Source organism: Serratia sp. CY40230 (assembly GCF_052168835.1).
GTDB lineage: Bacteria > Pseudomonadota > Gammaproteobacteria > Enterobacterales > Enterobacteriaceae > Serratia > Serratia nematodiphila.
In genome coordinates, this window is record NZ_JBJNLX010000008.1 from 1 (window position 1) to 14,581 (window position 14,581).

14 protein-coding genes and 1 riboswitch are annotated in these 14,581 nt (G+C 59.0%); of the genes, 6 read left to right on the forward strand and 8 right to left on the reverse strand.

The genetic code is table 11. The features are described from left to right. Positions 1–161: 161 nt before the first annotated feature. Positions 162–1,025 carry a glutamate racemase gene (gene murI / locus ACJ8IJ_RS22540; RefSeq protein ID WP_033631312.1) on the reverse strand — a complete coding sequence of 288 codons (864 nt, stop codon included), beginning with the start codon at positions 1,023–1,025 and terminating at the stop codon, positions 162–164. Beyond that, positions 970–2,862, reverse strand: a complete 1,893-nt coding sequence (gene btuB / locus ACJ8IJ_RS22545) for a TonB-dependent vitamin B12 receptor BtuB (RefSeq protein WP_442518926.1) — start codon at positions 2,860–2,862, stop codon at positions 970–972. Before btuB ends, murI begins: the two co-directional genes overlap by 56 nt. A gap of 69 nt (positions 2,863–2,931) precedes the next feature. Further along, a riboswitch (cobalamin riboswitch) is annotated at positions 2,932–3,144 on the reverse strand. 122 nt (positions 3,145–3,266) lie between these two features. Between btuB and trmA the strand changes: the two genes are divergently transcribed. Next, entirely contained in the window at positions 3,267–4,370 is a 1,104-nt protein-coding gene (gene trmA, locus ACJ8IJ_RS22550; protein WP_044030092.1) for a tRNA (uridine(54)-C5)-methyltransferase TrmA, read from the forward strand. A gap of 34 nt (positions 4,371–4,404) precedes the next feature. On the opposite strand, the gene ACJ8IJ_RS22555 is transcribed toward trmA, so the two are convergent. Both ACJ8IJ_RS22555 and fabR read right to left on the reverse strand, forming a co-directional pair. After that, the gene (locus ACJ8IJ_RS22555) at positions 4,405–4,776 is read right to left on the reverse strand and encodes a YijD family membrane protein (protein ID WP_004931042.1); all 372 of its coding nucleotides are present in this window, start codon (positions 4,774–4,776) and stop codon (positions 4,405–4,407) included. 15 nt (positions 4,777–4,791) lie between these two features. Continuing rightward, entirely contained in the window at positions 4,792–5,424 is a 633-nt protein-coding gene (gene fabR / locus ACJ8IJ_RS22560) for an HTH-type transcriptional repressor FabR (protein ID WP_004931044.1), read from the reverse strand. Between the two features lie 218 nt (positions 5,425–5,642). Between fabR and sthA the strand changes: the two genes are divergently transcribed. Then, entirely contained in the window at positions 5,643–7,040 is a 1,398-nt protein-coding gene (sthA, locus tag ACJ8IJ_RS22565; protein ID WP_004931047.1) for a Si-specific NAD(P)(+) transhydrogenase, read from the forward strand. On the opposite strand, the gene oxyR is transcribed toward sthA, so the two are convergent. After that, a complete protein-coding gene (gene oxyR, locus ACJ8IJ_RS22570) occupies positions 7,023–7,940 on the reverse strand; it encodes a DNA-binding transcriptional regulator OxyR (RefSeq protein ID WP_004931048.1) in 918 nt (305 codons plus the stop codon). The two genes, sthA and oxyR, sit on opposite strands and share 18 nt — an antisense overlap. 151 nt (positions 7,941–8,091) lie before the next feature. On the opposite strand from oxyR, the gene ACJ8IJ_RS22575 reads away from it, so the two are divergent. From ACJ8IJ_RS22575 to ACJ8IJ_RS22590, 4 genes are all read left to right on the forward strand, one after another. Further along, positions 8,092–8,823, forward strand: coding sequence for a glutathione peroxidase (locus tag ACJ8IJ_RS22575; protein ID WP_004931051.1), 732 nt, complete (start codon positions 8,092–8,094; stop codon positions 8,821–8,823). Positions 8,824–8,895: 72 nt separating this feature from the next. Next, positions 8,896–10,344 carry a dihydrolipoyl dehydrogenase gene (locus tag ACJ8IJ_RS22580; protein ID WP_131165396.1) on the forward strand — a complete coding sequence of 483 codons (1,449 nt, stop codon included), beginning with the start codon at positions 8,896–8,898 and terminating at the stop codon, positions 10,342–10,344. Positions 10,345–10,505: 161 nt separating this feature from the next. Next, the gene (locus tag ACJ8IJ_RS22585) at positions 10,506–10,766 is read left to right on the forward strand and encodes a hypothetical protein (RefSeq protein WP_004931055.1); all 261 of its coding nucleotides are present in this window, start codon (positions 10,506–10,508) and stop codon (positions 10,764–10,766) included. Continuing rightward, on the forward strand, positions 10,753–11,079 hold the full coding sequence (locus ACJ8IJ_RS22590) for a type II toxin-antitoxin system HicB family antitoxin (protein ID WP_033652204.1): 327 nt from the start codon (positions 10,753–10,755) through the stop codon (positions 11,077–11,079). The genes ACJ8IJ_RS22585 and ACJ8IJ_RS22590 overlap by 14 nt, the downstream gene beginning before the upstream one ends. A gap of 36 nt (positions 11,080–11,115) precedes the next feature. Here ACJ8IJ_RS22590 and argH read toward each other — a convergent pair whose 3' ends face one another. The 3 genes from argH to argB all read right to left on the reverse strand — a co-directional run bounded on the left by argH (position 11,116) and on the right by argB (position 14,577). Then, positions 11,116–12,489, reverse strand: coding sequence for an argininosuccinate lyase (argH, locus tag ACJ8IJ_RS22595; protein ID WP_015379406.1), 1,374 nt, complete (start codon positions 12,487–12,489; stop codon positions 11,116–11,118). A 68-nt stretch (positions 12,490–12,557) separates the two neighbouring features. Then, a complete protein-coding gene (locus tag ACJ8IJ_RS22600; RefSeq protein ID WP_004931061.1) occupies positions 12,558–13,778 on the reverse strand; it encodes an argininosuccinate synthase in 1,221 nt (406 codons plus the stop codon). Positions 13,779–13,803: 25 nt separating this feature from the next. Continuing rightward, positions 13,804–14,577, reverse strand: coding sequence for an acetylglutamate kinase (argB, locus tag ACJ8IJ_RS22605; protein ID WP_015379408.1), 774 nt, complete (start codon positions 14,575–14,577; stop codon positions 13,804–13,806). Positions 14,578–14,581 lie beyond the last annotated feature (4 nt).

Genomic DNA, 14,581 nt, shown 5'->3' on the forward strand with positions numbered 1-14,581 from the left:
CCCGGAGAGTCAAGCGTTTATTTCGCTTTCTTCTCGCTGACCCGGCGGCTTGTCAGTCGTTGTTCCCGGTCAGTGGAGGCGCATTATAGGGAGTTCTCGGCAGGCCGCAACCCCTAATTTCAATATTTTTTCCAACCGTTGAATGTTTAACCAAAACACCGTTAAAGCGGCAGTTTTTTCAACGATTTAAAGCCGTAGCCCTGCAAAACGGGCAATAAAGCGTCAGTATCTTCATTTAACGCCATGCAATACGCCAGATTCTCTTCCTGGCTCGAGACCAGGCTTTCCTGCGTAGAGATGAGCCAGGCGGTGCGACGAGCAATCGCCGCGCCGGAATCCACCAATCGGGTGCCTTCCGGCAACACCTGCATCAGCTCTTCAGCTAATAGAGGGAAATGGGTGCAGCCCAGCACGACCGTATCCGGCGGCTCGCGCATGCTCAGCCAAGGATGCAGGATCTTCTTCAGCACCGGCAGCGGCACGGCTTCGCCATGCAGCTTGGCTTCCGCCAGCTCCACCAGTTCAGAAGAGCCCAGCAGCTCAATCTTGCAATCGGTGGCGAACCGGGAAATCAGCTCATGGGTATAGCTGCGCTGTACGGTGCCGCGGGTCGCCAACAGGCCGACAATGCCGTTGACGGTAAGACGGGCCGCCGGTTTGATGGCGGGCACCACGCCCACGACCGGGAAACTGAAACGCTCGCGCAGGGCCGGCAAGGAGACCGTGCTGGCGGTGTTGCAGGCGATGACGACAATCGCCAGAGGATGACGCTGCTGCACCGCGCCGACAATCTCCAGCACGCGCTCAACGATAAACTCTTCGGACTTCTCGCCGTAGGGGAACGCCACGTTGTCGAACGCGTATATATAGTGGAGATCCGGCAGCAACTGCCGAATCTCCTGATACACCGACAGCCCGCCGACGCCGGAATCAAAAACCAGCACCGTCGGGCGAGGTGTGGCGGTGCTGTTAGAAGGTATAGCTTCCAGTGAGGTAGTATTCTCTTCCTGGAGTAGCGTAGCCATAGGCCGTCTCATAATCTTTATCAAACAGGTTGGCAATTCTACCACGAACTGTCAGATGAGATGTGACCGGATACGAAACTGCGAGATCCCACAGGCTCACGCCGCCAAGTTTAACCGTACGCGTGGTGTAGCCGCTGTAATCACCGTCGTAGCGCTCTCCCAGATACTGGTAGGTTACCGCCCAATCAAAGTCATACAGCTGCCAGTCCAGCTCATATTTCACCTGCTGTTTGGCGCGGCGCAACAGCACTTCGTTAGTTTTTGCGTTGCGCGGGTCGACATAATCGTAACCAATCTGATGCGTCAGCGGGCCGGTATCAAAAGACGCCGTCGCTTCAACACCTTTAATCCTTGCCTGATTAACATTGTAATAGGCTGAACCTGAACCGCTTGATGCATAGCTGATCAGATTATCTATATCATTGCGATAACCGGTAACGCGCCAGGTGACCGGGCCGGTCAGCCCCTCAAAGCCCCCTTCCCACTGTTTGCTTTCTTCCGGTTTCAAATCCGGGTTGCCGCCAAAGCTGCCGTACTGCTGCCCCAAATTTGGCGCTTTAAACGCAGTACCATAAGACGCGATGGCACGGTAGCCCTCAACAAATTCCCAGGCCACGCTGGTTTGCCAAGTGCCATGCCAACCAAACTGCGAGTTATCGTCACCGCGCACAGCACCTTCCAAAGTAAAGGCATCCACTTGTTGCTGCGCCGTCAGATAAAGCCCGGTATTACGTTGGCTCTTGCTATCAGTGATGTAAGCCGTACCCGGCTCGATTTTCTGATTCTGCCAATCGACACCCGTACTGATATGGCCTTGAGCAACCTGGAACGTATTGCCCCACTGCACATTGTATTGCGTGGAGTCATCCAGGGTTGCAGACGCAGAATAAGGGCCGTATTTGGGATCGTAGTTATAGTCTTTGGTATGGCTATAGCTCGCGATCAACTGCGTAGCATAGATGCCGTCCTGATAGCGCAGACCGCTATCCCAGCTTTGGCTATAGAGTTGGCGAGTGTCAGGCAACGCATCTAAATGCGCCGGATCCGAATAACTGTAATTACCGTCATAGGCCGTGCGATTGTCATAACCATAACCGCGAACAAAGCCGCTGAACGCCTCATTGAACTTGTGCTCAATGCCGCCATACAGAGATTTGCTCATAAAGCCGTCGCGGTCAGGCTGTGCAGGATTGCCGAAGCTGTCCGGCAAGTTCGCGACAACATTATACCCTTTGGTATAGGTGTAGTTCCCCGCCACCGTCGCCACGGTGCTGTCGCCCAGCGGCTGTTGAGTCGACGCGTCATAGGATTGATAGCCGTTGGAGCCGACGCCGGCAGCCAGCGTCGTGCCGTTCTTTTCGCGGGTGGTAATGATGTTGACTACGCCGCCGATGGCGTCGGAACCGTATACCGCCGAACGCGGGCCGCGAATGTATTCGACTTTCTGCACCAGCGAAATCGGGATCTGGCTGAGATCGGAAGAGCCGCTGACGCCCGCCTGATTAAGGCGAATACCGTCAATTAACACCAGCACATGGCTGGAATTGGTGCCGCGAATAAACAACGAACTTTGCTGCCCCAGGCCGCCATTCTGCGCAATGTCCACGCCTGGCAAACGGCGCATCACGTCGGTCAGGCTCTTGGCCTGCCAGCGTTCGATATCGTTACGGGTGACGACGGAGGTCGGCGCCAACACGGAAGAAACCGGCTGCGGGAAACGGTTGGCGGTCACCACCAGGTTATCGCCATTCGTGGCTGTAGTGTTGTCTTGCGCCCATCCAGAAAAAGCCGTGACGGAGGAGACCACCGCCAGCAGCGTATTTTTTGTAATTGTCATGAAAAAAGCATCCAAACTTAATTGGCGGATGCCGCAGGATCATGGCCGGTAGTTCGCGACGGCCACGGACATTGCGACGTAACACCGGCAGGTCTTCGGGCTTGGGATTTGCGGGCCGCGGGGCGCGACCGGCAACAGGCGATGACTTCCCATCCTGCAATGGACAGTGTCTGCGTCGAAACGCTATCGCCGTGACTTCCCCTTACCGCTGCGCGTCAGCTCCGGATTCACACCGGATTCCCTTTTCACTCGCTGCTTGAGGCCGGACGGCAATGCTACGATCAATGCAAATAGATGTCTAGACTGCTACTAATGTTACAAATAATAAACGCGACAAAACTGGACTTCACGGGCTGATTCCCTACAATCCCCGCTGATCAAATTTGCCTGACGAGAAGAAACACATGACGCCCGAGAATTTGCCTATTGAACGTTACGATGACCAACTGGCGGAGAAAGTCGCCCGCCTGAAGACGTTGATGTCACCGTTCGCGGCGCCCGAGCCGGAAGTGTTCCGCTCGCCAGTCGACCACTACCGCATGCGCGCCGAGTTCCGCATCTGGCACGACGCGGACGACATGTATCACATCATGTTCGATCAGCAGACCAAGCAGCGTATTCGCGTCGATCAATTCCCGGCCGCCAGCGAACTGATCAACCGCCTGATGAGCGCCCTGATCGCCGCGCTGAAGCCGGAGCCGATCCTGCGCCACAAACTGTTCCAGATAGATTATCTGTCGACGCAAAGCGGCAAAATCATCGCCTCGCTGCTGTATCACCGCAAGCTGGATGACGCTTGGCAGCAGCGCGCCGAGCAACTGCGCGACGAGCTGCGCGCGCAGGGTTTTGACCTGCAGCTGATCGGCCGAGCGTCGAAGACCAAGATCATGCTCGACCAGGATTATGTTGACGAAGTGCTGCCGGTCGCCGGCCGCGATATGATCTACCGCCAGGTGGAAAACAGCTTTACTCAACCCAACGCGGCCATGAACGTGCAGATGCTGGAATGGGCGCTGGCGGTCACCGCCGGTTCCAAAGGCGACTTGCTGGAACTGTATTGCGGTAACGGCAACTTCTCGCTGGCGTTGGCGCGCAATTTCGAGCGCGTGCTGGCGACCGAGATCGCCAAGCCGTCGGTGGCGGCGGCGCAGTACAACATCGCCGCCAACCATATCGACAACGTGCAGATCATCCGCATGGCGGCGGAAGACTTCACCCAGGCGATGAACGGAGTACGCGAATTCAACCGGTTGAAAGGCATCGATCTGAGCGGCTACAACTGCGAGACGATTTTCGTCGATCCGCCGCGCAGCGGGCTGGACGCGGAAACGGTGAAGATGGTGCAGGCTTACCCGCGCATTCTGTATATTTCATGCAATCCGGAAACGCTGTGCGCCAACCTGGAAACGCTGCAGGCCACGCACCGGGTCAGCCGCCTGGCGCTGTTCGACCAGTTCCCGTATACCCATCACATGGAATGCGGCGTGTTGCTGGAAAAACACCGCTGATACGACAGGGGCGCCATGATGGCGCCCCGTTTCATTACGGCTCTTGAGTCGGCGCATCCAGCGCCTTGCGCGCCTTCAGCTTGACCCCGATCCACAGCACCAGCGCCACACAGATCACCGACGGCAGGAAGTTGGAGCCGATCTGCGGGTATTCGGCGCGCACGATGGCGCTGTACATCAACAGCCCCAGCAGGAAGCAGGCCGCCGCCAGCTTCGGCATGCCGTCCGGCATGGCGCGGTTCAGGTAACGCTGATGCAGGCAGTACACCGCCAGCACCAACGCAATCAGCGGGAAGATCGAAAACGGCACCACCGAGCTGAACAGCGCGGCAAAGGAACCGTTGATCGAAAGGCCGGCAATCAACGCCAGCAGTAAGGTGCCATTTTCACGGCCTGGTTTTTCCATCATTTTTTACCTTTTTTATACGTGGGACACAGAAGCTTTTTCTTGTTCGCGACGATACCAGTAATACGCCCCTTTGGAGATCATCCGCAGCTGCAGCACCAGCCTTTCTTCCAGCTGCTGCCGCTGCTCGACGTCGATATCCAGCGCTTCCGCGCCGGCGCTGAACACGATGGTGACCATCGCTTCCGCCTGCGCTTCGGTAAAGCTGCGCGGCATGTGGTTTTCCAACTCGAGGTAGTCCGCCAGTTCGGCGATGAAATGCTGGATCTCGCGCGCCACCGCCGCACGAAATGCCGCCGACGTGCCGGAGCGCTCGCGCAGCAGCAGGCGGAAGGCGTTCGGGTTGTTGCCGATAAATTCCATAAAGGTGGACACCGAGGTGCGGATCACGCTGCCGCCCTTGGCGATGCGTTGGCGCGCCTGGCGCATCAACTGACGCAGCATCAGGCCGCTTTCATCCACCATGGTCAGCCCCAGCTCATCCACGTCGCGGAAATGGCGGTAAAACGACGTGGGCGCGATGCCCGCCTCGCGTGAAACTTCCCGCAGGCTCAGGCTGGCGAAGCTGCGTTCGGCGCTCAGCTGGCTGAATGCGGCTTCGATCAGGGAACGACGAGTCCGTTCTTTTTGTTGTGCTCTGACGCCCATATGCATATCCGGATAGGTTCCATTCTCTCAGTCTAACGCCCTAGACTCGGCAATATAGCAAATTTTATTGCAACAGCATTTATACTAACGCGCTCTATCACACTTCCGCCCTGAGCCGATTGTGCTTTGACTCAAAAAGCCTAATGGTGATTGGGTGAGCAGCGCTATGATGTTAAGATACCGTTGTAATCTTGTATAAAAAAACAGGTCTCTCCTACATGCAACAGCACTATCAATTTGATGCCATAGTGATTGGCTCGGGCCCTGGTGGTGAAGGTGCCGCCATGGGGCTGGTGAAACAGGGCGCCCGCGTGGCCGTTATCGAACGGTACAACAACGTAGGCGGCGGATGTACCCATTGGGGCACCATCCCTTCCAAAGCCCTCCGCCACGCCGTCAGCCGCATTATCGAATTCAACCAGAACCCGCTTTACAACAATTCGCGCACGCTTAGCGCGACCTTCCCTGACATTTTACGCCACGCCGATAACGTCATCAGCCAGCAGACCCGCATGCGCCAAGGGTTCTATGAGCGGAACCAGTGCAAGCTGTTCGCCGGCGACGCGCGCTTCATCGACGCCAACACCGTCAGCGTCAGCTACATGGACGGCACCCAGGACACCATCCGCGCCGATCACATCGTGATCGCCTGCGGCTCGCGCCCTTACCATCCGGCCAGCGTCGATTTCAATCACCCGCGCATCTACGACAGCGACTCAATCCTCGAACTGAGCCATGAACCGCGCCACGTGATCATTTACGGCGCCGGGGTGATCGGCTGCGAATATGCGTCTATCTTCCGCGGCCTGAACGTCAAGGTGGATCTGATCAACACCCGCGATCGGCTGCTGGCGTTCCTCGATCAAGAGATGTCGGATTCGCTCTCTTATCACTTCTGGAACAACGGCGTGGTGATCCGCCACAACGAAGAATTCGAGAAGATCGAAGGCACCGAAGACGGCGTGATCGTGCACCTGAAGTCCGGCAAGAAGGTGAAAGCGGACTGCCTGCTGTACGCCAACGGCCGTACCGGCAACACCGATTCGTTGGGGTTGGAGAACGTCGGTCTGGAGTCAGACAGCCGCGGGTTGCTGAAGGTGAACAGCATGTATCAGACCGCGCTGTCGCACATCTATGCGGTCGGTGACGTGATCGGCTATCCGAGCCTGGCTTCCGCCGCCTATGATCAGGGCCGCATCGCGGCACAGGCGATCGCTTCCGGCGAAGCCAGCGGTCACCTAATCGAAGATATCCCGACCGGCATCTACACCATTCCGGAAATCAGCTCCGTCGGCAAAACCGAGCAGGAACTGACGGCGATGAAAGTGCCGTATGAAGTGGGCCGCGCCCAGTTCAAGCATTTGGCACGCGCGCAGATCGCCGGGATGAACGTCGGCAGCCTGAAGATCCTGTTCCATCGCGATACCCTGCAGATCCTCGGGATCCACTGCTTCGGCGAGCGTGCGGCGGAGATCATCCACATCGGTCAGGCGATCATGGAACAGAAAGGTGAAGGCAATACTATCGAGTATTTCGTTAATACGACCTTCAACTATCCGACCATGGCCGAAGCCTACCGGGTGGCGGCGCTTAACGGCTTAAACCGCCTGTTTTAACGTGCTGTCGATGTAGCCCTGCATGTGCTCGCGGATCGCTTCGGCCAACTGCTCATAACGGCTGCGCAGTGGGGAACCGGGGCGATACACCAACGCGATGGTGCGCTTCGGTTCTGGCTTGTAGCAATCCAGATAACACACGCCGTCGCGTTCGCGCTGCGGCGGCACCGCCAGTGACGGCAGCAGGGTAATGCCGCTGCCGGCAGCGACCATATTGCGCAACGTTTCCAGACTGGTGGCGCGGAAATGAGTATCTTCGTCCGCGCCCGCCTGGAAGCAGAAGCCCATCGCCTGATCGCGCAGGCAGTGGCCATCTTCCAGCATCAGCAGCTTCTCTCCCGCTAAATCCGGCATCGCCACGCGCTCGCGCTGCGCCCACGGGTGATCGGAATACACCGCCAGCTTCATCGGTTCATCGAACAGAGGCACTTCGATAAACGCCTCGGTTTCCTTCACCAACGCCAGAATGGCGCAGTCCAGTTTGCCGCTGTCGAGTTGCGCCAGCAGTTGGTGGGTTTGCGCTTCGTGCAGGTACATTTCCAGTTTCGGGAAGGTTTTGTGCAGCGTCGGGATGATCTGCGGCAGCAGATAAGGCCCCACGGTCGGGATCAGGCCGATGTGCAGCGGCCCGGACATGGCTTCGCCCTGCTGGCTGGCCATCTCCTTCAACACTTTCACTTCGCGCAGCACGGTACGCGCCTGCTCCACCAGCAACAGACCCGCCTGGGTGAACAGCACCTTGCGGCTGGTGCGCTCGAGCAGCATGACGCCCAACTCGTCTTCCAGCTTGCGGATCTGCCCGCTCAGCGTGGGTTGGCTTACATGGCATGAATCGGCCGCGCGGCGGAAGTGCCGGTGCTCGGCCAAGGCGACCAGATACTCTAAATCACGAATATTCATTGTTTCCCTCCATTCCATGATAGCTCATGGCGATAGATAAGATAGCAATGAGCGATTAGATCTATCAAGCCCCAGCGACAATAATGTGTCCCAACGAAGCGATATCGCGCTAAATGCTAAAAATTACTTTTCCTAATTAAGGGGTTAATCAATGTTTACCAGTCAAGAAGGCAAGAAAGTTCCTCAGGTTACTTTCCACACCCGTCAGGGCGACCAATGGATTGATGTGACCACTGATGACCTGTTCAAAAACAAAACCGTTATCGTGTTCTCGCTGCCGGGCGCGTTTACGCCGACCTGCTCTTCAAGCCATCTGCCGCGTTACAACGAGCTGTCCAGCGTATTCAAACAACACGGCGTCGACAGCATTCTGTGCGTCTCGGTGAACGACACCTTCGTGATGAACGCCTGGAAAGCCGATCAGCATGCGGAAAACATCACTTTCGTGCCGGACGGCAACGGTGAATTCACCAAAGGCATGAACATGCTGGTCGAGAAAGCGGATCTGGGCTTTGGTCCACGCTCTTGGCGCTACTCGATGCTGGTGCGCGACGGCGTGGTCGAGAAAATGTTTGTCGAACCAAACAAGCCGGGCGACCCGTTTGAAGTGTCCGACGCCGACACCATGCTGAAATACCTGGCGCCGGAATTCAAAGTGCAGGAATCGGTCTCCCTGTTCACCAAACCGGGCTGCCCATTCTGCGCCAAAGCCAAGCAGATGCTGCAAGAGCGCGGCATTCAGTATGAAGAGATCGTGCTGGGCAAAGACGCCACCACCGTCAGCCTGCGCGCCGTCAGCGGCCGCGCCACGGTGCCGCAGGTATTCATCGGCGGCCGTCACATCGGCGGCAGCGACGATCTGGAAACCTTCCTGTCAGCTTAATAAGTAATAACAAAGCCAACGTGAACTTTGGCGGGCTACGGCCCGCCTTTTTTTTACCTTTCAGGAGCGGATATGAAACTGTTGAACGTTGATGTCGCGGTCATCGGCGGCGGCACCGCAGGGCTCGGCGCCTATCGCGCGGCCAAACTGTCTACCCCCAGCGTGGTGATGATCGAAGGTGGGCCTTATGGCACCACCTGTGCGCGCGTTGGCTGCATGCCATCCAAATTATTGATCGCCGCCGCCGAAGCGGTGCATCAAATCGAACGTGCACCGGGCTTTGGCGTGCACCCAACCGGCAAAACGCGCATTGACGGGCGCGAGGTGATGGCTCGCGTCAAACGCGAACGCGATCGTTTCGTCGGCTTCGTGCTGGAAGGCGTGGACGAGATCCCGGCCGGCGACAAAATTCAGGGCTATGCCCGCTTTATCGACGACAACACGCTGCAGGTCGATGAGCATACGCGCATTGTGGCGCAGCGCATCGTGATCGCCACCGGCTCACGCCCCAGCTGGCCGGCGCCGTGGAACGAACTGGGCGATCGCCTGATCGTCAACGACGATCTGTTCAACTGGGATGATTTGCCGCAGTCCGTAGCGGTGTTCGGCCCCGGCGTCATCGGGCTGGAACTGGGGCAAGCGCTGCACCGCCTCGGGGTCGACACCCGGGTCTTCGGCATCGGCGGCGCCGTAGGGCCGCTCACCGACAGCGCCGTGCGCGATTACGCCGCGAAAACGCTGGGGGAAGAGTTCTATCTCGACGCCGACGTGAAAGTGGAGATGATGCAGCGCGAAGGCGACAAGGTGTTTATCCGCTATCGGGATCTGCAGGGCCAACCGCAGGAGATCCTGGTGGACTACGTGTTGGCCGCCACTGGCCGCCGCCCCAACGTCGATCGGTTGGGCCTCGAAAACACCGGTTTGCAGCTCGACGCCCGAGGCGTGCCGCTGGCCGACCGCCTGACGATGCAAACCAGCGTGCCGCATATCTTCATCGCCGGCGACGCCAGCAACCAGCTACCGCTGCTGCATGAGGCCAGCGATCAGGCGCGCATCGCCGGCGCCAACGCCGGCAGCTTCCCGGAGATCAATCCGGGTCTGCGCCGCAGCGCGATTTCGGTGGTGTTCTCCGATCCGCAGATCGCCATGGTCGGCTCGACCTTCCGCGAGCTGAGCGAGAAGTTCAGCGCCTGCGGCTGTTTTGAAGTGGGCAAGGTCTCGTTTGAGAATCAGGGCCGCTCTCGGGTGATGCTGCGCAACAAGGGCGTTCTGCACGTTTACGGCGAACAGGGCACCGGCCGTTTCCTCGGTGCGGAAATGATCGGCCCGGACGCCGAACACATTGCGCATCTGTTGGCCTGGGCGCACCAGCAGCAGATGACCGTCGATCAGATGCTGGACATGCCGTTCTATCATCCAGTGATCGAAGAAGGCTTGCGCACCGCGCTGCGCGACCTGCAGGCGAAGCTCAAACTCGGCGCGGCCGAAATCGAGCGCTGCCAGCGCTGCCCGGGCGAATAACCTCCCATTCTCCGTTCATACCCACCGGGCCTTCAGGCCCGGCTTTTTTGCGCAGCACTTTCCACATTTGCCTCCCTCCTCTTGCCTCACGGCCCTCCTGCGCTCATTTTTTATGCTCAGCATTGAAATGATACCAATAACGATACTAAAATGGAGGCAGCATGAACGAGATCAGGGATGACATCGCTGATTTGCAACAGCGGCAGAACAGCATCAAATTCGCCGAGTTAGCGAAAATCTGCGCGCGATGGTTTGGGCCGCCGCGCATAAACGGTAGCAGCCATCACGTTTATCGCATGCCCTGGCCAGGCGATCCGCGCATTAATATCCAACGCGGCAACAACGGCGCGGCCAAGGCATATCAGGTTAAGCAGGTCATTGCCGCACTGGCCAGAATGGAGGAAGAACATGGAAAAGCATGAACACTATACCTATCGCATCACCTGGTCAGCGCAAGATCGTGAATATGTCGGGCTGTGCGCCGAATTCCCCTCGTTGTCCTGGCTGGCCGCCACGCGTACCGGCGCATTGGAGGGTATCGAGAAAGTCGTGAGCGAAACGATCGCCGATATGCTGGCGCAAGGCGAAACGCCGCCGCAGGCGCTGGCGGAAAAGAACTTCAGCGGAAAACTGGTGTTGCGCATGACGCCGGAACAGCATCGCCGGCTGGCGATTGGCGCGATGGAGGAAGGCGTGAGCCTGAACCGTTATCTCTGCGCCCGCCTGGCGGGGTAGAGGTTCAAGGGCGGCGCCAGGCCGCCCTTGTCGTCGTCAAGCCAAACGCTGTTTCGCTGCGGCGATTGCCGCGGCCACCTGCTGCGGCGCGACGCCGCCTTTGGCCGCACGTTTGTCCAGGCAGGATTGCAACGCCAGGATCGGGTAGACATCGTCAGCGATCGTCGCGCTGAACTGCTGCAAATCCGCCAGCGGCAGCGCTTCCAGCGGTTTGCCCTGGCGAATCGCTTCTACCACTGCCTCACCGACGATATGGTGCGCTTCGCGGAACGGCACGCCCTTGGCGACCAGGTAATCCGCCAGCTCGGTGGCGTTGGCATAGCCCTGCTCCGCCGCTTCCTGGCAGCGCGGGCGCTTCACCTGAATGCCGTCCAGCACCAGCGCCGCCATCTGCAGGCAGTCCATCCAGGTGTCGAGCGCGTCGAACAACCCTTCTTTGTCTTCCTGCATGTCTTTGTTGTACGCCAGCGGCAGGCCTTTCAGCGTCATCATCATGCCGGTCAGCGCGCCCTGTACGCGGCCGCACTTGCCGCGGATCAGCTCCAGCGCGTCCGGGTTTTTCTTCTGCGGCATCAACGAAGAACCGGAGGTCACGCGGTCGGACAGCTCGACAAACGCCGCCTCGCCGCTGTTGAAGAAGATCAGATCTTCGGCGAAGCGCGACAGGTGCACCATGCTGATGGCGGCGTTGGACAGCAGTTCCAACACGTGATCGCGATCGGATACGCTGTCCAGGCTGTTGCGGGTCGCCGAGGCGAAGCCCAGCCAGCCGGCCAGTTGCTCGCGATCGATAGGATAAGCAGTGCCGGCCAGCGCGCCGCTGCCCAGAGGGCTGACGTCCAGCCGTTTCAGGGTGTCCTGCAGACGGCTTTCATCGCGCGCCAGCATCTCGACATAGGCCAGGCACCAGTGCGCAAATGTCACCGGCTGCGCGCGTTGCAGGTGGGTATACCCCGGCATCACCGCATCCTGGTTGGCTTCGGCGGTCTCCACCAGCGCCTGCTGCAGCTGGACGATCGCCTGATGCAGATCGCCGATCTGCTGTTTGCACCACAGCTTCAGATCGGTCGCGACCTGATCGTTGCGGCTGCGGCCGGTGTGCAGCTTCTTGCCCAAATCGCCGACCTTCTCGATCAACTTCTGCTCCACCCAGCTGTGGATGTCTTCGGCATCGCTTTGGACGATCGCCAAAGGATCGGCCTGGACTTCCGTCAGCAAGGCATTCAACGCCTGCTCCAGCTGCTGCTGCTCCGTTGCCGTCAACACATTAACGGTCACCAGCGCCTTCGACCAGGCCACCGAGCCCACGATATCTTGCTCCGCCAGGCGATAATCGAACCGCAGCGAATCGTTGAGTTGCTTAAACCGCTGATCCGCCGCCTGAGTGAACCGTCCGCCCCAAAGTGCCATACCTTACTCCTGAATTTTTATGCGAAAGGGCGCAGCATGCTGCGCCCTTGCAGAGTCACGCCAATCGGTTATTTATTCTTTTTCTCATTCAACGCGCGGATGCGTGAAGACAGAGAGAACAGGCGGATAAAGCCGCCCGCGTGGCTGTGATCGTAAACTTCGTCTTCGCCGAAGGTGGCGAACTCTTCGGAGTACAGGCTGTTGGCGGATTTTTTCTGGGTCGCCGTCACCTGGCCTTTGTACAGCTGCAGCACCACTTCGCCGTTCACCTCTTCAGCCAATGCTTCGGCAGAGGCCTGCAGCGAGCGGCGCAGCGGCGCGAACCAACGGCCGTCGTACACCACATAGGACATCTCCAGGCCCAGCTGCTCGCGCCATTTGAAGCTGTCGCGATCCAGCACCAGCTGCTCGATGGCGCGCAGCGCCGCCACCATGATGGTGCCCCCTGGGGTCTCATAGCAGCCGCGGGATTTGATGCCCACCAGACGGTTTTCCACGATGTCGATACGGCCGACGCCGTGCTTGGCGCCCAGCGCGTTCAGGGTTTCCAGGCACTGGTACGGCGACAGCGCTTTACCGTTAACCGCCACGACGCGGCCTTTCTCAACGGTGACGGTCACCTGCTCAGGCTGATCCGGCGCTTCCTGCGGATCGACAGTCCATACCCAGCAATCCTTGTTCGGCGCATTCCACGGGCTTTCCAGCACGCCGCCTTCGGTGGAGATGTGCCAGGCGTTCTCATCGCGGCTGTAGATCTTCTCCAGCGACGCGGTAGTCGGGATGTTGCGCTCTTTCAGGTAATCCAGCAGCGCTTCACGGGAACGCAGGTTCCACTCACGCCACGGCGCCACCACTTTCAGCTGCGGCGCCAGCGCGGTGTAGGTGGTTTCGAAACGCACCTGATCGTTGCCTTTGCCGGTTGCGCCGTGGCACAGCGCGTCCGCGCCCACTTTCAACGCCAACTCGACCTGCGCCTTGGCAATGATCGGCCGCGCCATCGAGGTGCCCAGCAGGTAGCTGCCTTCGTACAGGGCGCCGGTCTGCAGCACCGGATAAACGTAATCGCGGATAAATTCTTCACGCAGATCGACCACGTGACATTCAGAGGCACCGGACTGCAGGGCTTTTTGCTCCACGCCTTCCAGATCGCTGCGCTCCTGGCCGATGTCCGCCACGAACGCCACCACTTCACAGCCGCCGTAGTTCTCTTTCAGCCATGGAATGATGGCCGAGGTATCCAGGCCGCCGGAGTACGCCAGAACGATTTTTTTGATGCCTTGGTTTTGCATGATCTATTCCTTTCTAATTCTAAAATTAAGCGAGGATCCGGGTGCCAATCGACACGCCGTTAAACAAAGCAGGAAGCTGATCGGCATGGCGCCAGCTGGCGATATCCACCGGGCGGCCGAGGGTGCGGGCGGCGTCGAGCGCCGCATTCACCTTCACCACCATACCATCGGTGATGATGCCTTGCGCGATCAGTTGTTCCGCTTTTTGCGCCGTCATTTCCGCAATGCGTTGGCCCTTGCCGTCGAGGATGCCGCTGACGTCCGACAGCAGGATCAGATCCGCCCCCAGCGTCGCCGCCAGCGCCGTCGCCGCCTGATCGGCGTTCACGTTCATTAACTGCCCTTCGGCGGTGATGCCGATGGAGCTGATAACCGGCAGGTAGCCGGCGCCCAGCAGGGTATTGAGCAGCGCGGGCGAGCCGGGCTGCGCGTTGCCGACGTGGCCCAATGCCGGATCGAGCTGGGTCACGACTGCGCTGCCGCCGTCCGCCAGGCTCAGGCCAACGGCGTTGATTTGATGCTTAATCGCCCACGCCAGCAGCGTTTTGTTGGCGGTGCCGGCCAGCGCGCCGGTGATGATGTCGATCTGATCGGCCGGCGTGACGCGCAGGCCGTTCTTTTTCACCACCGGCAAAGCGAGCTGCTTCATCAGTTCGTCCACCACGCAGCCGCCGCCGTGCACGATCACCAGCGGGCGCTGGTGCTGCTGCCGATAGCTGTCCAACGCGGTAAACAGACGCTCCAGCGCTTCTTCACTGTCTAATAACACGCCACCTAACTTGATAATTAACGGGTTCATTGCT